The organism is Paraburkholderia sp. Clong3 (genome assembly GCF_050436485.1).
In the GTDB taxonomy this organism is placed as follows: domain Bacteria; phylum Pseudomonadota; class Gammaproteobacteria; order Burkholderiales; family Burkholderiaceae; genus Paraburkholderia; species Paraburkholderia tuberum.
In genome coordinates, this window is sequence record NZ_JBNDMH010000004.1 from 231,564 (window position 1) to 256,160 (window position 24,597).

Sequence of the window (24,597 nt, forward strand, 5' to 3'; positions counted from 1 at the left end):
CGGTTGTCACATCCAGCCGCCAGTAGAGGTTGACCTTGGCGACCAACGCAAGGTACGCGGTTTCAGGAAGCAGCCGATTTTGGCAATGCTCATGTTGCCAAGGTCGTCACGGCATATTGCGCGCCGTCGTTTCAGCAAGCTTACGTTTTCCGATACGTCGCCGGCCCCTTGGCCGCAACTTAAGCGAGGCTCGTCGCCACCTTGTTTCGACCGGTCGCCTTGGCGTTGTACAAAGCCTCGTCGGCTGCCTTGATGACTGTCGTTACATCAACATCCTGCTCTGGATCCCAGCTCGCGGAACCGATGCTGGCCGTTACGCGTCCGTATTCACTGCCCGCGTGTTCAATGGCGAGTTCACTAATGGCCGAACGGATCTTCTCGGCAATCACGGACGCGCCGTCCGGCGGAGTGTCGGGCAGGACAACAATGAACTCTTCGCCGCCGTAGCGAGCTGCGGTGTCGGCCGGTCGCCGAATGTTGTCGCCGATACAGCGAGCCACGGCAGCCAGTGCATCATCGCCTGCCTGGTGGCCGTATGTGTCGTTGTAAGCCTTGAATCGGTCAATATCAACAAACAGCAGTGAGAACACGCTTCGCGTGCGCTTGGCCCTGCGCCACTCCTGTTCGAGAATCTCCCCTAGGGTGCGCCGGTTGTTGAGACCAGTGAGGCTGTCAGTTCTAGCGAGCAACTGCAACTCGGACTCAGCACGCAGGCGACGCTGGAGCTGTGTACCGAGTATGAATGAGAGTGCGATGAACCCCAACGCGAACGCGCCCATCAGTGAGCCTATCGTGAGCGCCCGCCGGTGCCACGCGGCATAAATATCCGGCTCCGCTTCGGCAACCATGATGATCAGCGGCAGATGCGGGAAGTTCTTGAAATAGTAAAGGCGGCGCACCCCATCGATCGACGCAGTGTCGGAAAAACTGCCTTCCGGCGCGGACCTGAACTGCCTGAAGGTGCTGGCCCTGCTGACGTCGCGCCCGACAATCTTCGAATCGTAGGGCTGACGCATGATCATGAGGCCGTTGCCGGCGATCAGCGAAATGGCTCCGTGAGGGCCAAACGACAGTCCTCCGAACAGATCGTGAAAATACTCCAGGCTAATCGCCATCAGCACGATGCCGGCGAATGAGCCGTCCGGGTGCGATACCCGGCGACTCAACGCGATGCTTGGCGAACCATTGCGCAGACGGGAGCGGAAGGGGGCGCTCACGTAGAGGCCGGCATTTGGGTTGTCGCGCTGGACCTTGAAGTAGTCCCGGTCGGCGAAGTTGCCCTTGCGCGGTGTATCGTTGCCGGCGTCGATGATGACGTTGCCCGACGCATCTAGCACCAGCATCGAACCCAGATTTTTTGCGGTCGCGGCCCGATCGAACAGGAGCTGTCCTCGCAGATCAGGCGGCAAGGCCATCACCTTCTGATTGCCGAGCCCATCAACAACGGCCTGAAGCGAAAGCGCATAAAGCTCGAAATTGCGCTCGATATCGCGTTCTGCGATGAGCGTGAGGTTTCGCGACGTTTCGCGCGCCCGGTCCAGTGCATCCTTGCGACTCTGGTAGAGGGAGGTGACGCACAGCGACACCATAACGACAGCAATGACCAAGCCGCCCCAAAAAAGAGCGTGCGGTCCCATGAGCCACCTGAGCAAGTTATTCTTATTGGGTAGTGACGGCATGTTTACCTTGTCTTTGTAGAGTCGGAGCGCTGCGACAGGAGGCGAAAGAGGGTAGATCGGTGAATGCCGAACAAAGCCGCGATTTCCTGCATGCCGGTATTGCCCTCGTCGGCCAGACGATAGATATGGTCAAGCTGCGTCGGCGTGAGCGTCGGCTTACGGCCGAACCTGGTGCCGCGCGCCTTGGCCGCGGCCCGACCGCTGCTCGTGCGCTCAACGATCAGGCTGCGCTGGCATGCGCTGGTGCGCTACTGTGAAGACGGGCGCATCGAGATAGATAACAACACCGCGGAGCGATCGATCAGGCCGCTCGTTCTCGGCAGGCGCAACTATCTGTTCGCAGGTTCTGATGGCGGCGGACAGAGTGCGGCGGTCATCTACAGCCTGATCGGCACGGCACGCCTAAATGGCATCGAACCGTATGCATACCTGCGCACGGTGTTCGAGCGCATCGCAGAGCATCCCATCAACCGGATCGACGAGTTGCTGCCGTGGCGTTTGATGCCGCTGGAGCAGCCGCTCCGTCAGGCTGCATGACGATGGCATCGACTCGCAAACCCGCGTTGCGCGCGGTCAATTCACAGGTCCGGTCTACCAGCTGCACATCGAGCTGAAGTATCTGAAGCCAGCGGTCTGGAGACGGGTACTGGCCCCCGCCTCGATCAGGCTGCCGAAGCTGCACGTCGTGCTGCTATGGGCGATGGGCTGGGATGGCGGCCACCTGCACGAATTCGTGTTCGGCGACATCAACTACGGGGTGCCCGATCCGGACTTCCCGAGTGACCCGCCGAAGCTCAACGAAGCGCGGGTGAACCTGGGCCGTGCGCTCGGTGCGCTGAAGTCATTCACCTACATCTACGATTACGGTGACAACTGGCAGCATCGCGTGAAGGTCGAGAAGGTCCTGCCGCCTGATCCTGAGTTGCGCTCGCCCATCTGCCTGGACGGCCGCAATGCCTGTCCGCCGGAAGATGTTGGCGGCGTACCCGGCTACATCGAGTTCCTCGACGCGATCATCGATCCGGCTCATGAGGAACACCAGCGGTTGCTCGACTGGTGCGGCGGTAGCTTCGATCCTGCTGCCTTTGACCTCAAGGACGTCAACCAACGCCTCTTCGAGATCAAATTCTGATCGTCAAGGCGGCCGCCAAATGTCGCTTACCTTGAAGCGGCGCACGGTAATGCTCGGATTGGCATTCGCAGTTGCGACAACGGCGATGGCGCCCGCTGCTAACGCGCAGACGCTGAAAAAAAGGTATCTGAAGAGGACGAGCTCACGATCGGGATTGCAAACACGTGGCCTTGGGGAGTGACCAGTAAGTCAGGTGAAGTTTCGGGTATCTATCCTGACGTGATTGAAGCAGTGGTCAGTACGATGGGGGTTAAAAAAGTTGATTTCGTCGTCATGGATTGGAGCGCTCTCATCCCCAGTCTTCTGGCAAGAAGGATCGACGTTGTCGCCGCAGGCCTATACATTACGCGGGCGCGGTGTGAGCAAGTTATTTTCTCCGATTTGGTCAACTCCAGTGGCGTCTCTGCTACCGTGAAAAAGGGCAATCCCTTGGATATCCATGGGTTTGATGGAATCGCAAAGAATCCTCAGATTCGAGTAGGCGATATTCGTGGCGACTCCACAACGGCCGATGCGGTCGCGGGGTATTTCAAAAGAACGCATTCAGATGTATCAGGACAATACCGCTGGTATCGCCGCTCCGCAGGGAGGCCGGATTGATGCCTTGTTCCCGATAACATCTATCCGCCCGTCAAGCAGTTCGCGGGGGAGGTTCTATCGCGCTATGGTGTGACGTTTGGTTTTTACGATCCCATGAACTTGCAGTCGCTTTGTAATTTGGTAAAAAGCGGCCAAACCAAACTTATTTGGATGGAGGCACCCGGTTCCACCACGATGGAAGTCTGCGACATGCGGTCCGTCGTGCGAGTTGCAAAGTAAGCGTCACGGCACGGCCGTCTTGATCTGTGCAGTCGGAGACGCCAAAGTGGTTCCCACCACTTGAGTAGCGGGAGCCATTTTGGGATCAGAAGAGAAACCAGCGTCGGGAACGCGTAAAGTCAGTCCGAACCATAGCCCAGAGTTTCGGCGGTGCCTTGCTGCGGCCGCATGTGAACCGGGCGTATCTGTTTCGAAGCTCGCCCGAGAACATGGCATCAACGCGAACATGTTGTTCAGGTGGCGGCGACGGTATCGAGCGGACCAACATGCTGGGACAACCGAGCTTGTTCCGGTGACGGTCGTAAGCGAAGCGCCGGTCACCGTCACGCCGACATCGTCGGTCGAACAGGAGATCGTGAAGCCCACCGCGACCGTCGGCACAATTGAAGTTCGGATCGGCCGGGCGGTAGTGAAGGTCGATGGCGCGGTTGACGCCGAAACGCTGCGTACGGTGCTCAGGAGTGTGCGATCGTGATCGGCCTGCCAACGGATACGCGCGTGTGGATCGCGGCGGGCGTAACCGACATGCGCAGTGGTTTCCCGGCTCTTGCCACGAAGGTGCAAACGGCACTCGAAGAGAATCCGCTCGGCGGCGACGTGTTCATTTTTCGGGGACGTCGCGGCGATCTGGTAAAGATTTTCTGGGCAACTGATGACGGACCATGGCTTCTGGCGAAGCGGATTACCCGCGGGCGTTTTGTCTGGCCCCAGGCTGATGGTGGCAAGATCTATCTCACGTCGGCACAGCTGTCGATGTTGCTGGAAGGCATCGATTGGCGACAACCCCGTCGTACGGCCGTATTGTCGATGTTGTAAACCGGATAGAAGGCTCGTAAACTGCAGCGCATGCGCGATCATGCGCCACTTCCGGACACCGTTGCCGAGCTCCAAACCCTGGTGCTCGAGCCGCAGGCGTCGATGGCAAAGATGCTGCAGCAAATCGCGGAGCGCGACCGGGAGATTGTCGAACGGGACCAGGAGATTGAGCGCCTGACGGCCCAGATTGACAAGCTCAGGCGTATGCACTTCGGTCGCAAATCCCAGCAACTTGAGCGACAGATCGATCGGCTCGAAACCCAACTCGAAGATCTAGCAGCGGGCAGCGGCGTCGCCGATGTCCGCCGTGCGCGCGCTCGTGCATCAAGTTCAGGCGTGTCTGCGGCATCCCCGCAGGAAGCCTTGCCGCACCACCTGCCACTCGAGAAGCGCGTGCTCGAGCCCGCCTCGAACTGCCCGAAGTGCGACAACGTCATGGAGTTACTCGGCGAAGACGTGTCCGAGCAGCTCGCACGCGTCACGGCGATGTTCAAGGTCATCCGCACGATCCGTCGCAAGAGGATCTGCACCGGTTGCGGCCATATCGCGCAACCTCCCATGCCGGGACTGCCGATCGAGCGCAGCATCGCGCATCCGAGCTTGCTGGCCGAGATCATCGTTTCGAAGTATGCAAACCACACGCCGCTGTATCGGCAATCCGAGATCGCGGCGCGCGACGGCGTACGTCTCGATCGGGCCACCATGGCACGCTGGGTCGGGCAATGCGAAGAGCTCTGGCGGCTGCTGACTGAAGCACTGCGTCGCTACACGATGGCGACTGCCAGGCTCCACGCGGACGACACGCCGATCCCGGTGCTCCCGCCCGGCAACAGGAAGACCAGGAGCGGTCGGTTGTGGGTCTACGTGCGCGATGACCGACGCTCAGGTTCGCGCGAACCCGCTGCTGTCTGGTTCGCGTACTCGCCGGACCGCAAAGGCATCCACCCTCAGACCCATCTCGCCGGATTCGAAGGCGTCCTCCAGGCGGACGGCTATGCCGGCTTCAACGAGTTGACCGAAAGCGGCAAAGTTCGTCTGGCATCTTGCTGGGATCACGCGCGCCGATATGTGTTCAACGTCCATGAGACAGCCCCGTCGGAAACCACGAAGCGATGGCTCGACATGATCGGCGATCTCTACGAAATCGAGGCTGCTAGGTAAGGTCGCACGCGTATGTCCGGCCTGTTTGCGCAGGTCGTGATGCCTGCCCGCCTCTATGGAATGCGCTGGCGGGGTCCTCATCTGATCATCGAACACGAAGGTTCATATGCCTTATCGGGTTATCCCTGCCCCGGTCCAACCTGTTAGCCAATGTGGGTCTATCGCTTGCGCACCTCGATGAAGTAGTGCCGCGCGTCAATCAAGATGAGAGGACTGGCCACGCCGCGCCGGGAAGGATTCTCCTCAGTGGGGAGCTTTATCGGTGGTCGCGGTAAATCGGGTATCAACGAGCCTTCCATGACATGGGAGGCCTCGGTGCCCGGACGACACGTCAACGACCACCAGATGAGGCTTTACATGAAGCACAGACTCCACGAAGGGGCGCCCAGGGCGGCTGCTCGCGCCGGGTTCAGCGTCGCCACTGCCTACCGCATCGAAGAGGATCCGCGTTTACCATCGCAGAAGAAGGCGCCGCGCGAGCGCCGACGCGTGGATCCGCTTGCCGAGATATTCGACGCTGAGATTGTTCCGCTGCTTAAGTCCGCTCCTGGCATTCGGCCGGTTGGGGTGCTGGAAGAGATGCTTCGGCGCCATCCTTATCTGTCGCGCGGGGTGCGCCGGACACTGGAGCGACGCATCCGCGTGTGGCGTGCACTCCATGGCGAGGAACGTGAGGTTATGTTCCGTCAGGTGCACGAGCCCGGTCGTCTTGGGCTATCCGACTTCACCGAGATGCAAACTCCCGGCGTCACCGTGGCCGGTATCGTACTGGATCACCGCCTGTACCACTTCCGCCTGGCCTGCTCGGGCTTTGAGCACGCTCACGTCATTCTCGGCGGCGAGAGCTACGTCGCACTTGCCGAAGGGCTGCAGAACGCGTTGTGGGCTCTGGGTGGCGCGCCGCACGAGCATCAGAGCGACAGCCTTTCCGCGGCATTTCGCAACCTCGATCGCGAAGCGCTGTGTGCTCACTACGGTATGCAGCCCACGCGCAACAACCGCGGCATCGCCCACGAGAACGGCGCCATCGAGAGTCCCCACGGCCACCTCAAGAGCGTGATCCGTGACGCGCTGTTGCTACGTGGCAGCGTCGACTTTACCGACCTCGCAGCCTATCGCTGCTTCATCGACGAGATCGTCAGTCGCGTCAACGCGCGCAATGCCAAGCGAATCGAGGCCGAACATCCCTTCCTGCAGTTCTTCCCCTTTTCCTTATCTCCGAGTCAACGCAGGCATTCTCTCGTTGCCCTGGCAAGGGCTTGCATAGCGACTTCCGTAGAACGTTGACGAAGTCCGTCGCTCCGCCCACGCGTAAGCGACTATCAAAGGGAACTTTGACCGGGCATTGTCAATGCCGCCCGCATTTTCCCCAAAGGGGGCGGAGACCTGCAACTGGGAAGACCGCCTTCGTGACTTTGAGCATGATTGATTAGAATTGTTCTTGAACGGCGCCCCAAGCGGCCGAGCTGGTCAATCGGCGTGGGTAGAATCGAGACCCGTCAATACACGAAAAAAAGCGGTCCTCCGTGATAACACGAAGGACGGAAGCAAGCCGGCCACGGACGGGGGTTGTGGCAGCAAGGGCCGTGAAGGACGTCTGGACCAAGAGAATCCGACCTTCGACACCGGGCGCCACTCTACTGGGTATCAGCCGCGCATTGTCTACCGTCCGTCTGACAGGTCTCTCATTCTGTCGGAATCGGGCATGGATTCAGTCATCACCTGTCGCTTGAAACGTGCAGCTTAGTAAACTTCGACAGCGGGAAGGCCTGCGCCGTTTGCGGACGGTCCTGTCACGATAGGTTCGGATTTCATGCCCCACGCGATATTGATCTCGGGATCGTTCCAGCAAACAGTGCGCTCAAAGGTTGCGATCCGCTTCGACGTCGCTCTGACAAGTATCTCTGCAACGTCCGAGCGCACATGAAATCCATAGGCGAATCCCGGTGGAATCCACATCTGCCAGTTGTTTGCCGAAGAGATCCGCTCCCCAACCCAGCGCCCAAATGTGACTGACCACCGTCGGAGATCGAGCGCAACGGCGAATACCTCGCCGGTAACTACTCGCAACAACAGACCTCGAGGCTGCTGAATCTGATAGTGGAGTCCGGTCAATACGTTACGGGAAAAGACCATATGCTGATCCTGAACGAAGGTGTACCCGCGCGCCACATTCTCTTCAAACCACTCCTGGTCGAAGCTATCAAAAAACAGCCCGCGCGCATCGTTAGCGATGTGCGGTTCGACGATCTTCACATCGCGGATGTTGGTATGGCGTATACGACAAGGCATGGATTGGGCGGAAAAAAGGGTAGATGTGCTCATTCAAGGTCTCAAGACCCGATGCGTGAATCGATAGCTTGATTCCGAATGCCTTGGCTGCTCAAGCTACGTTGCAGACAAACTATTATATGAATCCGCCATCATGTGCTGCCGGAACAGATGCGCACGTTTCTTCCTGACGCGACGTCCAAAGCGAAGCCGCAACTGAGAGTACGCGCGTGACGTCGTGCGCCATGCGATACGCATACCCGTCTTCGACTTTCGACCCCCTTTACGACCCTTCAAGTCGATGGCGAGCATCCCTCCTGTTCTCCTCAATAACATGAGCGAGTTTAAGCGGCAAGAGCAATGCTGGCCATCATCTTCAGGAGTCTTGATCGGGGTCATTCTTAACTATGAAACTCGAATATCGACATCAATTTGCGTTCTAACGATTTGCACTTCGCCGCCATTCTGTTGTTTGTTTATGCTAGGCATCTTTCGTTGAGCCGCGATCAAGATATGATGCGCCGCAACGCAAGGAAACGTAATACGGAACATAGTAGAAACAAGCGACGGATCGCGCGGTCGGGGAAAAGATGAAGCGTAGCGTTCGCGGATGTGATGACGAAGTGCAAGAGAAGAAGGGGCGATCCGTCGCTCGTCATATCGGCATTCTGTTGTTTGATGGATTCTCTCTACTAAGCACAAGCGCTATTGCTGAGATATTCCAGCTCGCCAATGAGATCTATAGAAGCCGCAATCATGATCACAGGCCGTACAACGTCAATTTTTACTCAGCGAAAGGTGCAAAAATTCGATGTTCCTCGTCAATTGACATATGGACACGCGCATGCGATTTCGGCGACGTTGCCGAGTTCGACGCAGTGTTCATAGCAGATGGACCGGGTGTCGGGAATGCGCTCCTGGACAGCCGGGTCGTCAATTGGCTATCGGACCTAGTCGGGCGCGGTGTGGAGATTGCACCAATCGGTGAAGGGTGGCGACTATTGGAAGTTGCGGTGCGAAACCGGTCTACACGCGCGTTAAATGAAGGAATGGTTACGGGATTGAACGGCATAGGCGTGGGCGCCTCGCTTTACGATCTGGCTGACAGTGTTGAGCCCGCGCAAAATGCGCTGAAGATGGTTGCGAAAGACATTGGTGAGGAGGCCGCACGCGAAATTGCGGTTCGTATCCGCCCGGTCGGAGGAGGCGGCCTCTCGTTGATCTTTCCGCCAACGCGTGAGGACACCGCAACTGAAAAGATCAGGGCTGCGGCGCAGTGGATAAGGCAGAACTGCGACCATGTCACCTCTGTTCGCGATGCAGTGGGGATTGCGGCCATGAGTGAGCGAAACTTCCTGCGCCGCTTCAAGCAGGAGATCGGCGTTACGCCTTCAGAGTATCTGACTCAAGCGCGACTCGACCTAACTTCAAGACTGCTCGTCGAAACCAGATTGCCAATCGACAGTATCGCAAAGCAGTGTGGGTGGACAAACGGAGCGCGCCTGTCTCGTGTCTTCAAACGGCGCTTTGCGGCGACTCCGACTGAGTTCCGCGCACGCTTAGGCTGTCGGCAGTCGCCGGCGTAGTAGGCAGCAGGCAATTCTCAGTTCTCCCGCGTCCTGCGTTGATGGATCGCGTAGATCGGTCGGTCATCAGGGACCGGCTTGCAGTACCGCTCCGCTAGGAGTCCAGAAAGGCTATAAATCTTTACTTGGGCATGTCCTCTTTGGCTTCCGCATAGGTAACTTAAGAAAAGACACGATTTGGACACCTAGATGCGCAGGCCGGCCTAAATCGGTTTGACGCGACGTGACGCAAGGTTCGACGCTTATTGAAGGAGAAAGAAATGCAAAGCGGACAAGGACTCGGGGCCCGCTCATTGGACGGCATCTGCGTGGTTGCAGGCGCGCTGCTGGCAACGAACATACGCTTTGGCGAGTACCTTCAGGGGCGACCAGATAGCCCTCACGTCACGCTCGCACTGGCGATCGCGCTTGTTCTCTTCCCCGCCTTCGGTTTATATGAGTCATGGAGAGGTCGTCCGGTGTGGCGCCTACTTCGGCAGGTGTTTATTGCTTGGCTGGCGGTGCAGGCGTGTGGACTGGTCGTGATGTTTTCACTGCATCGTGCAGAGTTGATATCTCGTCTTTGGTTCGCTTACTGGACGGTGATGTCTGGCGGCGCGCTCATTCTCGTGCGACTCGTTGTATATAGCACCCTGCGTAAGATTCGCCATGCCGGACTTAACTTGCGGAATGTTGCGATAGTCGGCGACGGTAAGCATTGCCGTGAACTTGTGGAGAACGTCGATGGAACTCCGGACAACGGGTTCCGGGTCGCTGTTGTCTTCAATGTGCGTGACGGCGGAAAATCTCTTGGTGTACTGGTACCGATACACAACAACTTCCCGGAGTTTGTTGCTCATGTTCGGCGCGACGGGGTCCAAGAGATCTGGCTTGCACTGCCGCTTTCGGAAGAGGAAACGATCCAGCGCGTCGTAGACGAGTTCCGCTATGACCTGGTTAATGTGCGCTTTATCCCAGATGTGCAGAGTGTTGCGCTCTTTGCCGGGGGCGTTATCGACCTGATTGGTGCACCTGCCATCAATCTGATTGCTTCACCGGTGCCGACCCGTTCGCTTGTGCCGAAAGAAGTTTTTGATCGTCTGTTCGCATTCGCCGCGCTGGTTGCACTACTGCCGGCATTCATTGCCATTTCGATTGCTGTAAAGCTTTCTTCGAAAGGGCCAGTGTTCTTCCGGCAGTATCGGAAGGGGGCAGATGGCCGCGTGTTCCGAATCTACAAGTTTCGGTCGATGCGCCAACATGGGGAACAAACCGGCGTCGTCACTCAAGCGACTCGCCGTGACCCCCGCATCACCCAAGTTGGATCGTTTCTTAGGCGAACGAGTCTCGATGAGCTTCCCCAGTTTATCAATGTATTGCGCGGTGAAATGTCGGTTGTAGGTCCGCGTCCCCATGCGATAGAACATGATGAACTCTATCGAAAGGTAATTGATAACTACATCCATCGATACCGAATCAAGCCGGGAATTACCGGTTGGGCGCAGGTCAACGGATTTCGTGGCGAGACGGACCGCGTCGAGATGTGGTGGTCAAGTAATTTCGGACAGGCAGATAGGTTCTTTTGCTGTCGATTTCGCCTCGTAGGCGGCGGGCGACAGATAGCCCAAAGTCGAGTGCAAGCGCACGGGGTTGTAGAAGCCGACGATGTACTGCGTGATGTCCTGCCGTGCCTCGTCGTGATTGGCGTACCGGCGCTGCCATACGCGCTCCATCTTCAGGTTCAGGAAGAAGCGTTCCATCACCGAATTGTCCCAACAATTTCCCTTGCGGCTCATGCTGCAAACCACGTGATGCCGCTTGAGCAAGGCTTGATATGCGTCGCTTGCATATTGGCTGCCACGGTCCGAATGCAGGACCAATCCCGGCACTGGCCGGCGTTGCTGCAACGCCATGGTCAGTGCCGACATGACCAATCCGGCCGGCATGCTGGGTGCCATGGACCAGCCCACGACCTTGCGCGAGTAAAGGTCCAGCACGACCGCCAGATAAAGCCAGCCCTGGGCCGTGCGGATATACGTGATATCCGAAACCCACGCCCGATTCGGCTCAGCCACGTCAAACTGACGGTCCAGCACGTTCTCGGCCACCGGCAACGTATGCTTGCTGTCGGTCGTCGAAACGAACTTGCGCTTCCACGTCGTGCGCAAGTCCGCTTCGCGCATCAGCGTGCGCACCCGATGGCGGCCCGTGCGAAGCCCTTGCTCGCGTACGGCATGCATCACACGCCGGCTGCCGTAGCTCGCGCCGCTGGCAGCAAATGCTGCCCTGATGTGGGTCTGCTCATGCAGGCGCTTTGGGCTCGGCTTGGCGCGCCGGTGCGCATAGTAGCCCGAGCGGCTTACCCCCAATACCCGGCACGCGGCACTGACCGATACGGCCTTCTCTTGCAAGTGGGCTACCGCGCGGTAACTCACTTCAGTTCCCGTGCAAAGAAGGCCGAGGCTTTTTTTAGCAGGGAGTTGTCTTCACGCAGTTGCCGGTTCTCCGCCTCCAGTTGCCGAATGCGTTGCTGTTCGGCCGTCAGCGGCTTGCCCGCGCCAGCACCGCCCGCGCATTCCGCGTCGTACTGCGCCAGCCAGCGCCGTACCCCCGTCTCGCCAAGGTCCATCGACCGGCAAACCTCGCCCACCGACAAGCCTTGGTCTCGTATCATCTTCACCACTTCCAGCTTGAAGCTGGCATCGAATTGTCGGCGCTTCCTTGTCATCTAGCTCTGTTCCTCGTCGATTCCGGATTGTCCTCCTATCGACCTGTCCGAGGGAATTAGACCATTACAAGAAAATGGAAAAGCGTGTGGAGTACGACTTGTATTACATAAAGAATTGGTCGTTCATGCTGGATGTGAGGATCGTCCTTGCGACCATCGTAAAAGGATTTGTGAGCCGCAACGCTTACTAACGTTTTCCGAGCGCCCCGCAGTGGACCCCCTCGGGCGAATCCCGGCTGATACGTAAGTGCGACGCTCGCTCGAGTGACAGGAACATTAAAACAGATGGATGTTATGGCTTCATCAAATGTGTTTATCGAAAAGGTACGTCGCCTTTTTTCCTGCGGCGTTCTAGCGGGTGGTGGTCTTGTGGGCCTTATCGCACTTCTTAGCGGGTGCTCCGTTGCGCCGGGGATGCGGATGGTGCGGCCACCCGAGTTGCCGGTTTCGGCCGACTCTTCCGGCAAGAAGACCGGGAAGCGCGTCGAAATCCAGGAGATTACTGTTGGTTTGTTGCAGATGCTCAAAGAGAAGGAGCAAGGCAATGACAGAGGAGCGGTTCGTGAGCTGACCGTCCCGTCTAGTCCCTACACCATCGGCGTAGGAGATGTTCTGCAGATTATTGTCTGGGGCCACCCCGAGCTGATTGCCGCACAGGGACCACAAACACAGACGGTTACCCGCCAGGCCGACCCGGTGCCCGGCTTTGTAGTTGATCAGCGCGGAAATGTCGAGTTTCCATACGCCGGTAGCGTACAAATGGCCGGCCTGACAACCGAGGAAGCGCAGAAAACGTTGACCGTCGTCCTCAGTAGGGTTGCGTACAAGAATCCGCAGATAACTCTGCGCGTCGCGTCATATCGAGCGCGCCAGGTGTACATCGATGGTGAGGTGCACACGCCTGGAGAACTGTCTCTCAATGACATTCCGATGTCGCTCTATGAGGCAATAAGCCGTGCAGGTGGCTTTACCGCGGCAGCAGATCAGAGCCGTATGTCGCTGTCACGGGGTAAGCAGGTATACAACTTAAACCTGCCGCATCTTAGCGCTAGCGGCAGTGACCCGCGGCTTATCCAACTTCGTAGCGGTGATGCCCTTCGCGTGCCATCGCGAGACGAAAACGGCGTGTACGTAATGGGCGAAGTGAACAAGCCGGTTACAGCACTGCCCATGAAGGATGGGTCCCTTTCGCTAAGCGATGCAATCTCGCAAGCTGGCAGTGTCAATAGTGTGGTGGTCAAGTAATTTCGGACAGGCAGATAGGTTCTTTTGCTGTCGATTTCGCCTCGTAGGCGGCGGGCGACAGATAGCCCAAAGTCGAGTGCAAGCGCACGGGGTTGTAGAAGCCGACGATGTACTGCGTGATGTCCTGCCGTGCCTCGTCGTGATTGGCGTACCGGCGCTGCCATACGCGCTCCATCTTCAGGTTCAGGAAGAAGCGTTCCATCACCGAATTGTCCCAACAATTTCCCTTGCGGCTCATGCTGCAAACCACGTGATGCCGCTTGAGCAAGGCTTGATATGCGTCGCTTGCATATTGGCTGCCACGGTCCGAATGCAGGACCAATCCCGGCACTGGCCGGCGTTGCTGCAACGCCATGGTCAGTGCCGACATGACCAATCCGGCCGGCATGCTGGGTGCCATGGACCAGCCCACGACCTTGCGCGAGTAAAGGTCCAGCACGACCGCCAGATAAAGCCAGCCCTGGGCCGTGCGGATATACGTGATATCCGAAACCCACGCCCGATTCGGCTCAGCCACGTCAAACTGACGGTCCAGCACGTTCTCGGCCACCGGCAACGTATGCTTGCTGTCGGTCGTCGAAACGAACTTGCGCTTCCACGTCGTGCGCAAGTCCGCTTCGCGCATCAGCGTGCGCACCCGATGGCGGCCCGTGCGAAGCCCTTGCTCGCGTACGGCATGCATCACACGCCGGCTGCCGTAGCTCGCGCCGCTGGCAGCAAATGCTGCCCTGATGTGGGTCTGCTCATGCAGGCGCTTTGGGCTCGGCTTGGCGCGCCGGTGCGCATAGTAGCCCGAGCGGCTTACCCCCAATACCCGGCACGCGGCACTGACCGATACGGCCTTCTCTTGCAAGTGGGCTACCGCGCGGTAACTCACTTCAGTTCCCGTGCAAAGAAGGCCGAGGCTTTTTTTAGCAGGGAGTTGTCTTCACGCAGTTGCCGGTTCTCCGCCTCCAGTTGCCGAATGCGTTGCTGTTCGGCCGTCAGCGGCTTGCCCGCGCCAGCACCGCCCGCGCATTCCGCGTCGTACTGCGCCAGCCAGCGCCGTACCCCCGTCTCGCCAAGGTCCATCGACCGGCAAACCTCGCCCACCGACAAGCCTTGGTCTCGTATCATCTTCACCACTTCCAGCTTGAAGCTGGCATCGAATTGTCGGCGCTTCCTTGTCATCTAGCTCTGTTGTGAATGGCGGTCGGAATCCGACATTGGATGGCGGCGTCGGACAGCCGGGCGACGCGATTGCTGTTCAGCCCGGCGACTCTGGGACGTTTCATGAGGCTCACATTCGGGTGCGTCGGAGGGAGCCCGTAGGGCGAGCGCAGACGCACCGGGGATGTTCGGTTCGGCAGGGGGATGACGCGGGAATCGGGATGCGGTAGAAGAACGACTACAACTGACCGCCGAAGAAACAGGCCCGACACCGGTCCTAACCGCCAAGTTCATTCCAGTGTCGAGCCCCACACGCGCACAACGGGGTACGGGTGCCGGGCCAGTATGGCACGGCTGATCCGCCTCGTCGATTCCGCTTCGGCATTGACGGGGACTGCCGATGCCGGCCACTGGCCGCCTCTTTCTGTGCGCCCGCTGCCGGGCGCAGGTCGTCGTGTGCCGCCGTTGCGATCGCGGCCAGATTTACTGCGGTGGCGACTGCTCACAGGCCTCGCGCCGCGCCCGCCTGCGCGAGGCTGGCCAACGCTATCAACTCAGTCGTCGTGGCCGCTTTGCACATGCCGAACGGATGCGTCGCTATCGTCAGCGCCTCAATAAAGTGACGCATCAGCGTTCCCCGACACCCGTCGCCAATGCTCTACTGCCACTGACTTCGACGACGACGGCCACCGCATCGACATCCACTGTCGCCGCGCCCGGATCGACGCCTTGCTGCTTCTGTCGCCGCATCTGTTCGGGCCTTGTACGCATCGGGCCACTGCGCCGTCGGGTCTTCCGTGATGTTCGTACTACTACTGACAGAACAGGAAACGACCCATGACCATTGGAGCTGAACTCGAGGCGCAGATCCTGCGCTATTACCACGTGGAGAAGTGGCGTTGCGGCACCATCGCGCGCCAGTTGCGCGTGCACCGCGGCACCGTCCAGCGCGTGCTGGCCCAGGCCGGCCTGCCCAGGATTGGCGCCGTGCAGCGAGCCTCACAGATCGATGCTTACCTGCCGTTCATCCACGAGACGCTAAAGAAGTTTCCCTCGCTCACGGCCAGTCGCCTGTATGCGATGGTGTATGAGCGCGGCTACCGGGGCAGTCACCACCACTTCCGGCACCTGATCTCGCTGCACCGGCCACGCCCGGTACCTGAGGCTTACCTGCGCCTGCGCACGCTGCCCGGGGAACAGGCGCAGGTCGATTGGGCCAGCTTCGGTCACCTGCAGATCGGTCGGGCACGACGACCGCTGATGGCCTTCGTGATGGTGCTGTCGTGGTCACGGCAGATCTATCTGCGCTTCTTCCTCGATGCCCGTATGGACAGTTTCCTGGCAGGACATGCCGGCGCCTTCGAAGCATGGTCCGGGGTCCCCAGGGTTCTGCTTTACGATAACCTGCGTAGCGCCGTGCTTGAGCGTCAGGGCGATGCGATCCGCTTCCACCCGACATTGCTCGCGTTCGCCGCGCATCATCGTTATGAGCCTCGTCCGGTGGCTGTCGCACGGGGCAACGAGAAGGGGCGCGTTGAACGGGCAATCCGCTTTGTACGCGAGAGCTTCTTTGCCGCTCGCAGATTCACGGACCTCGACGATCTCAACGCCCAGGCGGCAATCTGGTGCGCGGGACCCGCTGCTGAGCGGCCCTGCCGCGAAGAACCCATGATCACCGTGCGCGAGGCCTTCGGGCGCGAACAGCCCAGCCTGCTCACGTTGCCGGAGAATCCGTACCCGTGTGAGCTGCTTCTCGCCGTGAAGGTCGGCAAGACGCCCTACGTGCGCTTCGACCTGAACGACTATACGATCCCGTATACCCATGTGCGACGCACGCTCACGGTACGAGCTGATCCCCGGCGCGTACGCATTCTCGACGGCGCCGATCTGCTCGCCACCCATGAACGCAGTTACGATCGCGGCGCGCAGATCGAGATTGCCGCACACATCGATGCGCTCGTCGCAAGGAAGCACGAGGCCCGTCACCATCGCGGTCTTGATCATCTGGCCCGGGCTGCGCCGGCCAGCCGGACCCTGATGCTGCACGCCGCTGAGCGTGGCGGCAATCTGGGCAATATCACCACGCACCTGCTGCGACTGCTCGACCGCTATGGCCCGGCCGAACTGCAGGCCGCGATCGAGGAAACCCTTGCCAGCGACGCGGCGCCTCATCCCAATCCGGTACGTCTGGCGCTTGAGCGCCGGCGCGAGGCACGGCAGGCCCCGCCGCCAGTCACCCTCATCCTGCCCGAACACGTGCGCAACAAGGACACGCTGGTGACACCACACCGGCTCGACATCTACGACCAGCTTGCGGGAGGCGCCGATGAACACGCCTGAGAACCTTCATGGGCGCGCGAACGCCCTGCGTCTGTACGGACTGCTCGCGCATTGGACCGATGTGGCCGCCGAACAGTGGGTCGCGCCGCTGTTGCAGTGGGAAGAGGATGAGCGCGCCCGCCGATCACTGGAGCGACGTATCCGCGATGCCCGCCTGGGCAACTTCAAGCCGCTGTGCGACTTCGACTGGAGCTGGCCCACGCGCTGCGACCGGCTTGCCGTTGAAGAGTTGATGTCGCTCGGGTTCGTCAGGGATACCGCCAACGTCGTGTTGATCGGCCCGAATGGTGTCGGCAAGTCAACCCTCGCGCTCAATCTCGCCTATCAGGCGCTCGTGCACGGTCACACCGCGCTGTTCACTACCGCCGGTCAGATGCTCGGCGAACTGGCCGCACTGGACAGCGATTCGGCGCTGCGTCGACGCCTGCGCCGCTATGCATCCCCTGACGTCCTGGTGATTGATGAGGTCGGTTACCTCTCGTACTCAAACCGCCACGCCGATCTGCTGTTCGAACTGGTCAGCCGCAGGTACGGATCGGCAAGTACCGTGGTCACAACCAACAGACCGTTCTCCGAATGGCACGAGGTGTTCCCGAACGCCGCCTGTGTCGTCTCGCTCGTTGACCGGCTGGTCCATCGCGCCGAAGTCATTGCCATCGAGGGCGAGTCCTACCGGGTCAAGGAAGCGCGCGAGAGGGCCGAGCAACGCGCCAGCAGACGCAGTAGCGCGCGTGCGGAGAAGAAATCATGAAGCGCCTGGCACACCTGCCTTCGGGCATCACCCGTGGGCTCGACTTCCTGATACCGGACAACTGGTCGCCGGAACAGGCGCTCGCCGTCGTCGAACTCATCGGGGATCTGCGTGCCCGGATCTGCATGCACTATGACCTCGCCCTGCATGACCTGCTGCACGAACAGCATTCCCCTCCCGAGGATCCCAATCTCAACGACATCGGCGATCCATTCTGATTGGGACCGGCCACCCCGACCGAGGCCGTCAACGGCGCTTCATTGTTGACGGTCCTGGTGAACCTTGTGCCGCCATTTATGTGCGGATTTACGCCGCCGTCAACATCTGTTCCTCGTCGATTCCGGATTGTCCTCCTATCGACCTGTCCGAGGGAATTAGACCATTACATAGCAATACGGCAGATGCAGCGCAAATGTTTGTCATACGCGGGATGAGCGGTAACTCTCCGAAGATATATCACCTTGATGCGAGATCACCAGTGTCAATGGTGCTCGCAAACCAGTTTGCGTTAGAGCCGAAAGATGTTGTGTACGTAGATGGCAGCGGCCTTGTCAGGTTCAGTCGTGTCCTGAGCCTTCTGTTGCCGGGAATTACCGCCGGGCTAACCGCAGCAATTCTGACGAAATAGTCAAGGGGAAACGTAGGAGGCTTTTGGCGCTACGTTTCGCCGTCGCCCAAAAGCTCGTGACCCATTATATCGGCAGCTAGAACTCGAAGAATACACTGATTAAAGCGCTTGGGAAGACTGGTCCAATCGATGATTCAAAGCATTCTCATTGTCTGTGTCGGGAACATATGCCGCAGTCCGATGGCTGCTGCGTTGCTCAACGAGCGTTTGCCAAGGACGAATATTGTGTCTGCGGGTCTTGGTGCCCTGGTCGGTCGGCCTGCCGAACCGGAGGCCGCGGCATTGCTCGCTGCGCGCGGGCTGGATGTGTCAACACATCGCTCACAGCAACTGACCGAGTTATTGTGCAAGCAGGCCAACCTTATTCTGGTGATGGAGCGCGGTCACAAGGATCAACTCGAGAGGCATTATCCCTTCACTCGCGGCAAGGTGTTTCGGTTGGGGGATCATGGCGGTTATGACATTTTCGACCCATTTCGACAAGGCAGAGAACGATTCGAAGCGTGCTACGAGTTGATCGATGCAAGTGTCCAAAGGTGGGCCCAGAGCGTGATGCGGTTGGCGTAGAAGATCCCCAACAAGGGCGTTTTGCACATGATGCTTTCGGTCAGGCAATTTGAAATGCGAATTCTCAATTCATGAACACAAATACTGGGCGCGGAGCGCTGAATCAAGATGAAGGTGAGGATATTGACTTCTCGTCCCTCATAGACACGCTGGTTAACGACTGGCGACGCATTGCCGTATCGGCGCTCGTCGTGTTCGTTGTCGCCTGCGCGTACATGGTGGTTGCGAAACCTGTCTTTCAATCTTCGATTCTGATCGAAGTCGAGGACAACCCAGACGCCTCCGCAAAAAACCTGCTGGGTGACATTTCGTCACTATTTAACGTTAAAGCTTCGTCAGATGCCGAGATTCAAATTCTCGGTTCGATGATGATCGTCGGTGGGACCGTCGATAACCTTGCACTCTTTGTAGATGCGAAACCTAAGTATTTTCCGTTACTTGGACGCTTTATTGCGAGACACAACTCGGGTCTCTCAACCCCCGGACTCTTGGGATGGGGTGGCTATGCCTGGGGTACGGAGTCGATCGAGGTTCCAAAGTTCGACGTGCCTCGAACATTTGAGGACGACAAATTCACGCTACTGAACCTGGGTGAGGGGCGGTATCGCATCGACGGTTCGGATCTTGACCATGCTGTGGAAGACCAAGTAGGGCGCAGCTTGGTGATCCAGACGGCCAAGGGGCCAATCACACTCGAAGTGAAGAATATTTACGCAAAGCCGGGTGCAGCGTTTTCGCTAACTCGCCACGCGCGACTTGAGACCATACCCGAAGGATAACGCAGCATATCTAAAGCTTGGACTCTACATTCCCGGCGGTTGGAGGCAAGCTAAGTTCGATCCCGTCGTGATTTTTTACGGACCTGTTTGGATGTGGCAACGGTAGCGTTCTCTCGGAGGATGAAATGGTTCGAATCAATCTATTGGGATGCCCGATGGATGTCACAACAATGAATGAAACCGTTGCGCTAATTACCGAGCGGGTACGACGCGGCGTTTTTACTCAACACGTGGTTGTGAATGCGGCAAAGATAGTTAATGCACGGAAAGACTCGGAACTTGCCCGGTCGATTAAGGCTTGTGATTTGATTAACATTGAACCGCCCCGGGAATCGTGGAGGCTGGTTGGTTTAAGTTGATGCGGGTTCTGCGGCAGCTGTTTCAAGTTGCCGATAGTAGTTTGCCTCAGCTTCGGCGGGCGGGATATAGCCGAGGGGTTCCATCAATCGATGATGATTGAACCAGGCCACCCACTCCAGCGTTGCTAGTTCAACGGATTCCCGCGTTTTCCAGGTGCGGCGATGAATCAGTTCAGCCTTGTACAAACCGTTGATCGTTTCAGCCAAGGCGTTGTCATAGCTGTCGCCCCGGCTGCCGACCGACGGTTCGATGCCCGCTTCGGCCAGCCGTTCGCTGTAGCGAATGCTGACGTATTGGGACCCTCTGTCCGAATGGTGTATCAAGGTTCCGTCGTCGCCCGGGCGCCGCGCGTAAAGCGCCTGTTCAAGTGCATCCAGAACGAAGTCCGTGGTCATCGAGCTGCTGACTCGCCAGCCGACGATACGGCGAGCGAACACATCGATCACGAAAGCCACATACAGCCAGCCCTGCCACGTCGAAACGTAGGTGAAATCCGAAACCCAGAGCTGGTTCGGCCGTGCCGCCTTGAACTGGCGATTGACCCGATCCAGCGGGCGCGGGGCTATGGCATCAGGAACAGTCGTGCGAACACGCTTGCCTCGCATCACGCCTCGCAAACCCAGTTGCTTCATCAACCGTTCGACCGTGCAGCGCGCCACCGCGATACGCTCCCGGTTCATCTGTTTCCAGACTTTATCCGCGCCGTAGACCTGCATGTTGGCCTGCCACACACGCTTGATCTCCGGCCGCAGACGTTCATCGCGGATTGCGCGAACAGAGCGCCGCGACGGATCACGAAGCTGCGCGGCATGGCGTCGGTAACCCGACGGGGCAATCCGCAAGACCTTGCAGATCGGCTCGACCCCGAAGGTGTCGCGATGCTGATCGATGAAGGCCTTCAGGACTTGAAACGGCGGTCGAGCTCCGCCTGGGCGAAAAACGCGCTCGCGACCTTGAGAATCTCGTTGGCACGACGCAACTCCTTGACTTCGCGCTCCAAGGCCTTGAGGCGCTCGCGCTCGTCTGTGGTCACGCCATCGCGCTCACCGTGGTCGACCTGGTCGCGCTTGATCCACTCGTGCAGTGTCTGCGGTGTGCAGCCGATCATGGGCGCAATCGATTCGACCGCCGCCCACATCGACGGATGTTCGCTACGCTGCTCGCGCACCAGCCGCACTGCGCGCTCCCGGACTTCCGGGGAAAACTTGGTTACCTTCTTGTTCATGGCTCCATTCTCTCAAGAGTTGGAGCCTCCACAAAATCCCTCAGGATTACCCACAAGTAATGTGATGGTGCTATTCGTTTTGCCTGAATATTCGGTACATCATCGTGATTTCGTGCAGGACAAGAAATCCACGCCAGATGACGGTAGGACCAGGCGGACGATCATGCTTTCGAGCGAGATACCCGCCGAGTCTGGCGATCCACAAGATGACCTGCGCCAGTGATGGCGGTTTATCAGGTATTTCAGTACTGCCATGCGTACGACAGTAGAGGGCTCGCCACTCGATTGGCTGCAGCAATACTTCGCATGGCAGGTTGCCATCAAGCCTTGCGAGCAACATGGAGTACAGGATCCTCCAGCTTACTACGGCGAACAATGCGGTGGCGCGGACGAATCGATCGAGATTGCCAAATTGGCGGGCTTCAATGCGACAGCCACTTTTAAGCACACGATGCCACGATTCAATCGTCCATCGGCGCGCATACCATGCCAGACGCTCAAGGGCCTGAGCGTGCGTTTGCGTAGGCACCGAAGTCAGTAGAAGCCATTCCAATGGCTCTGCTCCTTCGTCCAAGTTCGTTTCCTGTGCATGAATTGCAAACACTTCAATTTCGGGAAGCTTCTCGCGACGACGATTTTGCGGCGGACGAAGGCGTACGGGCATGCAGCGCACAACCAGCCGTGCGGTGCGTGCCGGGCGGTTTTCGCGTGCAGGCACCTGCAGTTGGGCCTCTCCAAGCACTGGCGAGGCCAGCACGGTTTCCCACAAATATCGATCGGGGTGAGCAACGCGTCGGTTCCACGACGCGCGCACCAACCAGTCGACGCCGGCAGGCCGCTGCGCCAGGAACACATCATAGACATCGCCTTCACGGTCGCTCACGCCGATGACATGCGTGCACGGACAGTGCGCCTTGAGTACGCCCAGTTGCTCGATGCCTTCGAGCCATTTCGCGCTCTCTTTTTGTTGTACGGTTCGTTGCCCGCGCAGATGTTTCTTGCCCAACTCCTCGTGCCTACGTTTCCAGGTCTTCATCCCGATCACCCCGAGTGGCAGCCCCTCTGGCGTGAGCGCAAGCAGACTGTGTATCAGGAAACCACGCACGTGTGGATCGGAGCCATATCCCAGACCTTCGGTTGCCCGCAGATGAGACAAATTGAACTCGGTGGTGTCCTGAACAGCAAGGACGACTGGCACCTGTTGCATACGACACAGCGTTTGACCGATGTGCCCACCCAGCACGCCATCGACATCCACGTGCGGGTTGTCGAAAAAACGATATGCCGCCTTCAGCTCCGAACCATTGAACGACTGCGGAAAAGAGCAATGTGGGCCCAACGAAAGCTTGCGTGCCAACGTCACGAGCCGTCTGGTCAGGCGAGCGTCGCCGAGCTCGGCGGCGCCAAACTCTTCATTTGCCCAATCATCAAGGTCAGAGGTGTCCGACAATGCCCGGCATCACAGATCACGAACCGGATCAAAGTTAACATCGGTCGTCACCGTTTACAAGCCATCGCCCTTCAATCGCATAGTCACGAGCGACTTATGGGTAATCCTGAGACAAAATCCGGGGCGGTTCACATCGATGGCATGGCCGTCGTCTGGGCGGCTCGGATACTCGGACACTATGTGCCAGAAAGAGTGGCCGGTGTCGATCTTTTCAGCAGACTGATCGAGGAATCGGCGCAACAGAGATTTCGCGTTTTCCTGCTCGGCGCATCCGACGCGGTGGTGTCTCGTGTCGCTGAAATCTGCACGGAACGTTACCCAGCGGTAGATATCGTCGGATACCATAACGGTTATTTTTGGGACGATGAACGAGCCGTAGTCGAGAAAATCAAAACTTCGAAGGCACAATTGCTATTCGTCGCGATTACGTCACCAAAAAAGGAAAATTTTATACACAGGTGGGGTAGCGAACTGGGTGTCTCATTTGTAATGGGTGTCGGCGGGACATTCGATGTCGTCGCCGGGAAGGTACGACGCGCGCCGGTATCGATCTGGGCGACAAGCGCCTGAACCGGCGTGCGGTCCTGTTGGCCGAACAACTGTCGGGCAGCCCATCGGCAAGCATCCCCGAGGCGTGTGGCGGCTGGGCCGAGACGGCGGGGGCTTACCGTTTTTTTGCGCAGGACAAGCTGGAATGGTCCGACATCATGGAGCCGCATTGGCGGTGTTCGGCTGAGCGAATGCGCGCGTGCGAGGTGGTGCTTTGCATCCAGGATACGACGGAGTTGAACTTTAACGGGCAGGACATTGCCGGGCTAGGACCGTTGTCGTACGAGGCCCAGCGCGGGATGTACGCCCACGCGACCTATGCGGTGACGCCACAACGCGAACCGTTGGGCGTACTGGATGCCTGGATGTGGGCGCGCGAAGCGAGGGACGCCAAAGGTGTGCGCGGCGGCATGAAGGAGAGCACGCGCTGGATCGAAGGCTACGAGCGGGTTGCCGAACTGGCCGAGACGATGCCGGGCACGCGTCTGGTGTACGTAGCGGACCGGGAATCCGACATTCTCGACTTGATGGTAAAGGCACATGAGATCGGATGTCCGGCGGACTGGCTGCTGCGCTCCCAGCACAATCGGGTGTTGCCTGAAGGCGGCAAGTTGTGGGACGAGGTCCTCAGTGGTGAGCCGCTGGGCGAGATTCGCTTTACGCTGGCTGCCCGCCAGGGCCAGAAAGCCCGGCAAGTCCAGCAGCAGGTCTGGGCAAGGCGTGTTGACGTGCCGGGCACGGCAGATAGCATGATCCCTGTCACTTGCATCGTGGCTCGGGAAGTCGGGGCGCCGGCAGATGTCAAACCGCTCGAATGGCGCCTGCTGACCAACCGCGAGACGGGTGATCTGCAGGCAGCGGCACAACTGATCGACTGGTATCGCGCGCGCTGGGAAGTGGAAATGTTCTTTCATGTGTTGAAGAACGGATGTCGGGTTGAAGCGCTGCAGCTAGCGTCAATCGATCGTATCCAGCGGGCACTGGCGTTGTTCATGGTCGTGGCCTGGCGCATTGCGCGGCTCATGCGCTTAGGTCGAACTTGCCCCGAACTCGACGCGCAATTGTTGTTCGAGCCCGATGAATGGCGCGCAGCGTTCATCCTGAACCGAAAGACGCCGCCCGACACGCCACCGTGTCTGAACGAAGTGGTTCGGCTGGTCGCGATGCTCGGCGGCTTCCTGGCCCGAAAGGGTGACGGCGAACCCGGCGTCAAGACTATCTGGCAGGGCCTGCAGCGTGTCATGGATTTCGCCGCCGGCATTAGGTTCGCGCGACAGATCGGACATGACTGACTTATGTGTAATGAGGTGCGTTCAAGCATGGGAGTTTTCACTTGTCGGAGGTACGTTTTGTTCGGCCGTATGCCTCGTTTCTTTTGCGAAG

General features: G+C 58.8%; 23 protein-coding genes, 6 pseudogenes and 1 other annotated feature. Of the genes and pseudogenes, 20 read left to right on the forward strand and 9 right to left on the reverse strand.

Annotation, left to right across the window (positions count from 1 at the left end; translation table 11 throughout):
- Positions 1-179: 179 nt before the first annotated feature.
- Both OKW30_RS39110 and OKW30_RS39115 read right to left on the reverse strand, forming a co-directional pair.
- Entirely contained in the window at positions 180-1,637 is a 1,458-nt protein-coding gene (locus OKW30_RS39110; protein WP_429349392.1) for a sensor domain-containing diguanylate cyclase, read from the reverse strand.
- Positions 1,638-1,681: 44 nt separating this feature from the next.
- Positions 1,682-1,903 (reverse strand): helix-turn-helix domain-containing protein, encoded by a 222-nt coding sequence (locus tag OKW30_RS39115; protein ID WP_429349619.1) that lies wholly within the window; start codon positions 1,901-1,903, stop codon positions 1,682-1,684.
- A gap of 4 nt (positions 1,904-1,907) precedes the next feature.
- Here OKW30_RS39115 and OKW30_RS39120 point away from each other — a divergent pair.
- The 8 genes and pseudogenes from OKW30_RS39120 to istA (OKW30_RS39155) form a co-directional block, all read left to right on the forward strand.
- Positions 1,908-2,216 (forward strand): annotated as a pseudogene (locus OKW30_RS39120) (transposase domain-containing protein); the annotation flags it as partial.
- A gap of 82 nt (positions 2,217-2,298) precedes the next feature.
- Positions 2,299-2,811, forward strand: a complete 513-nt coding sequence (locus tag OKW30_RS39125; RefSeq protein ID WP_429349620.1) for a plasmid pRiA4b ORF-3 family protein — start codon at positions 2,299-2,301, stop codon at positions 2,809-2,811.
- A gap of 153 nt (positions 2,812-2,964) precedes the next feature.
- Positions 2,965-3,411: a transporter substrate-binding domain-containing protein gene (locus OKW30_RS39130; protein WP_429349621.1), complete on the forward strand. Its 447-nt coding sequence runs from the start codon at positions 2,965-2,967 to the stop codon at positions 3,409-3,411.
- Positions 3,412-3,426: 15 nt separating this feature from the next.
- Positions 3,427-3,630 (forward strand): annotated as a pseudogene (locus OKW30_RS39135) (PLP-dependent transferase); the annotation flags it as partial.
- A gap of 79 nt (positions 3,631-3,709) precedes the next feature.
- Positions 3,710-4,105, forward strand: coding sequence for an IS66-like element accessory protein TnpA (tnpA, locus tag OKW30_RS39140; protein WP_090812654.1), 396 nt, complete (start codon positions 3,710-3,712; stop codon positions 4,103-4,105).
- Entirely contained in the window at positions 4,102-4,446 is a 345-nt protein-coding gene (gene tnpB / locus OKW30_RS39145) for an IS66 family insertion sequence element accessory protein TnpB (protein WP_429349393.1), read from the forward strand. The genes tnpA and tnpB overlap by 4 nt, the downstream gene beginning before the upstream one ends.
- A gap of 30 nt (positions 4,447-4,476) precedes the next feature.
- Positions 4,477-5,598: pseudogene (gene tnpC / locus OKW30_RS39150) on the forward strand (IS66 family transposase); the annotation flags it as partial.
- Between the two features lie 324 nt (positions 5,599-5,922).
- Positions 5,923-6,828 (forward strand): annotated as a pseudogene (istA, locus tag OKW30_RS39155) (IS21 family transposase); the annotation flags it as partial.
- A 522-nt stretch (positions 6,829-7,350) separates the two neighbouring features.
- Here istA (OKW30_RS39155) and rfbC read toward each other — a convergent pair.
- Positions 7,351-7,932, reverse strand: coding sequence for a dTDP-4-dehydrorhamnose 3,5-epimerase (gene rfbC, locus OKW30_RS39160; protein WP_429349394.1), 582 nt, complete (start codon positions 7,930-7,932; stop codon positions 7,351-7,353).
- 569 nt (positions 7,933-8,501) lie between these two features.
- Between rfbC and OKW30_RS39165 the strand changes: the two genes are divergently transcribed.
- Both OKW30_RS39165 and OKW30_RS39170 read left to right on the forward strand, forming a co-directional pair.
- Positions 8,502-9,464 carry a GlxA family transcriptional regulator gene (locus OKW30_RS39165; RefSeq protein ID WP_429349395.1) on the forward strand — a complete coding sequence of 321 codons (963 nt, stop codon included), beginning with the start codon at positions 8,502-8,504 and terminating at the stop codon, positions 9,462-9,464.
- A gap of 260 nt (positions 9,465-9,724) precedes the next feature.
- Positions 9,725-10,963, forward strand: a pseudogene (locus tag OKW30_RS39170) (exopolysaccharide biosynthesis polyprenyl glycosylphosphotransferase); the annotation flags it as partial.
- Positions 10,964-10,993: 30 nt separating this feature from the next.
- Here OKW30_RS39170 and OKW30_RS39175 read toward each other — a convergent pair.
- A protein-coding gene (locus OKW30_RS39175; protein WP_429346789.1) for an IS3 family transposase occupies positions 10,994-12,171 on the reverse strand; the annotation gives its coding sequence in 2 pieces (ribosomal slippage) (positions 10,994-11,904 and positions 11,904-12,171; 1,179 coding nt in all).
- Between the two features lie 74 nt (positions 12,172-12,245).
- Between OKW30_RS39175 and OKW30_RS39180 the strand changes: the two genes are divergently transcribed.
- Complete coding sequence (locus OKW30_RS39180; RefSeq protein WP_429349396.1) at positions 12,246-12,362, forward strand: sugar transferase; 117 nt, start codon at positions 12,246-12,248, stop codon at positions 12,360-12,362.
- 94 nt (positions 12,363-12,456) lie between these two features.
- Positions 12,457-13,416 (forward strand): polysaccharide biosynthesis/export family protein, encoded by a 960-nt coding sequence (locus OKW30_RS39185; RefSeq protein WP_429349397.1) that lies wholly within the window; start codon positions 12,457-12,459, stop codon positions 13,414-13,416.
- Here OKW30_RS39185 and OKW30_RS39190 read toward each other — a convergent pair.
- The 3 genes from OKW30_RS39190 to OKW30_RS39200 form a co-directional block, all read right to left on the reverse strand.
- Positions 13,409-14,586, reverse strand: a protein-coding gene (locus OKW30_RS39190; protein WP_429346789.1) for an IS3 family transposase whose coding sequence is annotated in 2 segments (ribosomal slippage) — positions 13,409-14,319 and positions 14,319-14,586 — 1,179 coding nt in all. Because the reading frame shifts where the segments join, the coding sequence is not laid out codon by codon here. The genes OKW30_RS39185 and OKW30_RS39190 overlap by 8 nt on opposite strands.
- A 481-nt stretch (positions 14,587-15,067) precedes the next feature.
- Positions 15,068-15,193, reverse strand: a complete 126-nt coding sequence (locus OKW30_RS39195; protein ID WP_256211476.1) for a hypothetical protein — start codon at positions 15,191-15,193, stop codon at positions 15,068-15,070.
- A complete protein-coding gene (locus OKW30_RS39200) occupies positions 15,193-15,336 on the reverse strand; it encodes a hypothetical protein (RefSeq protein WP_176133875.1) in 144 nt (47 codons plus the stop codon). The genes OKW30_RS39195 and OKW30_RS39200 overlap by 1 nt, the downstream gene beginning before the upstream one ends.
- Before the next feature lie 66 nt (positions 15,337-15,402).
- On the opposite strand from OKW30_RS39200, the gene istA (OKW30_RS39205) reads away from it, so the two are divergent.
- From istA (OKW30_RS39205) to OKW30_RS39230, 6 genes and pseudogenes are all read left to right on the forward strand, one after another.
- Positions 15,403-16,905 carry an IS21 family transposase gene (gene istA, locus OKW30_RS39205; RefSeq protein ID WP_429345680.1) on the forward strand — a complete coding sequence of 501 codons (1,503 nt, stop codon included), beginning with the start codon at positions 15,403-15,405 and terminating at the stop codon, positions 16,903-16,905.
- Complete coding sequence (istB, locus tag OKW30_RS39210) at positions 16,892-17,656, forward strand: IS21-like element helper ATPase IstB (protein WP_429345679.1); 765 nt, start codon at positions 16,892-16,894, stop codon at positions 17,654-17,656. Before istA (OKW30_RS39205) ends, istB begins: the two co-directional genes overlap by 14 nt.
- Positions 17,653-17,874: a hypothetical protein gene (locus tag OKW30_RS39215; protein ID WP_429345678.1), complete on the forward strand. Its 222-nt coding sequence runs from the start codon at positions 17,653-17,655 to the stop codon at positions 17,872-17,874. The genes istB and OKW30_RS39215 overlap by 4 nt, the downstream gene beginning before the upstream one ends.
- 164 nt (positions 17,875-18,038) lie before the next feature.
- Positions 18,039-18,284: pseudogene (locus OKW30_RS39220) on the forward strand (polysaccharide biosynthesis/export family protein); the annotation flags it as partial.
- Between the two features lie 129 nt (positions 18,285-18,413).
- Entirely contained in the window at positions 18,414-18,851 is a 438-nt protein-coding gene (locus OKW30_RS39225) for a low molecular weight protein-tyrosine-phosphatase (protein WP_090812929.1), read from the forward strand.
- 71 nt (positions 18,852-18,922) lie between these two features.
- Positions 18,923-19,630 (forward strand): Wzz/FepE/Etk N-terminal domain-containing protein, encoded by a 708-nt coding sequence (locus tag OKW30_RS39230; protein WP_429349398.1) that lies wholly within the window; start codon positions 18,923-18,925, stop codon positions 19,628-19,630.
- A gap of 350 nt (positions 19,631-19,980) precedes the next feature.
- Here the strand turns inward: OKW30_RS39230 and OKW30_RS39235 are convergent.
- Positions 19,981-21,215, reverse strand: a protein-coding gene (locus OKW30_RS39235) for an IS3 family transposase (protein ID WP_184072271.1) whose coding sequence is annotated in 2 segments (ribosomal slippage) — positions 19,981-20,924 and positions 20,924-21,215 — 1,236 coding nt in all. Because the reading frame shifts where the segments join, the coding sequence is not laid out codon by codon here.
- Positions 20,818-20,934 (reverse strand) — a sequence feature (AL1L pseudoknot). (Overlaps the previous gene by 117 nt.)
- A gap of 70 nt (positions 21,216-21,285) precedes the next feature.
- Positions 21,286-22,665, reverse strand: a complete 1,380-nt coding sequence (locus OKW30_RS39240) for an IS4 family transposase (protein WP_429345740.1) — start codon at positions 22,663-22,665, stop codon at positions 21,286-21,288.
- A gap of 96 nt (positions 22,666-22,761) precedes the next feature.
- Here OKW30_RS39240 and OKW30_RS39245 point away from each other — a divergent pair, with 96 nt between their 5' ends.
- Positions 22,762-23,235, forward strand: coding sequence for a WecB/TagA/CpsF family glycosyltransferase (locus OKW30_RS39245; protein WP_429349399.1), 474 nt, complete (start codon positions 22,762-22,764; stop codon positions 23,233-23,235).
- Positions 23,172-24,506, forward strand: a complete 1,335-nt coding sequence (locus OKW30_RS39250) for an IS4 family transposase (RefSeq protein ID WP_429349622.1) — start codon at positions 23,172-23,174, stop codon at positions 24,504-24,506. The genes OKW30_RS39245 and OKW30_RS39250 overlap by 64 nt, the downstream gene beginning before the upstream one ends.
- Positions 24,507-24,597 lie beyond the last annotated feature (91 nt).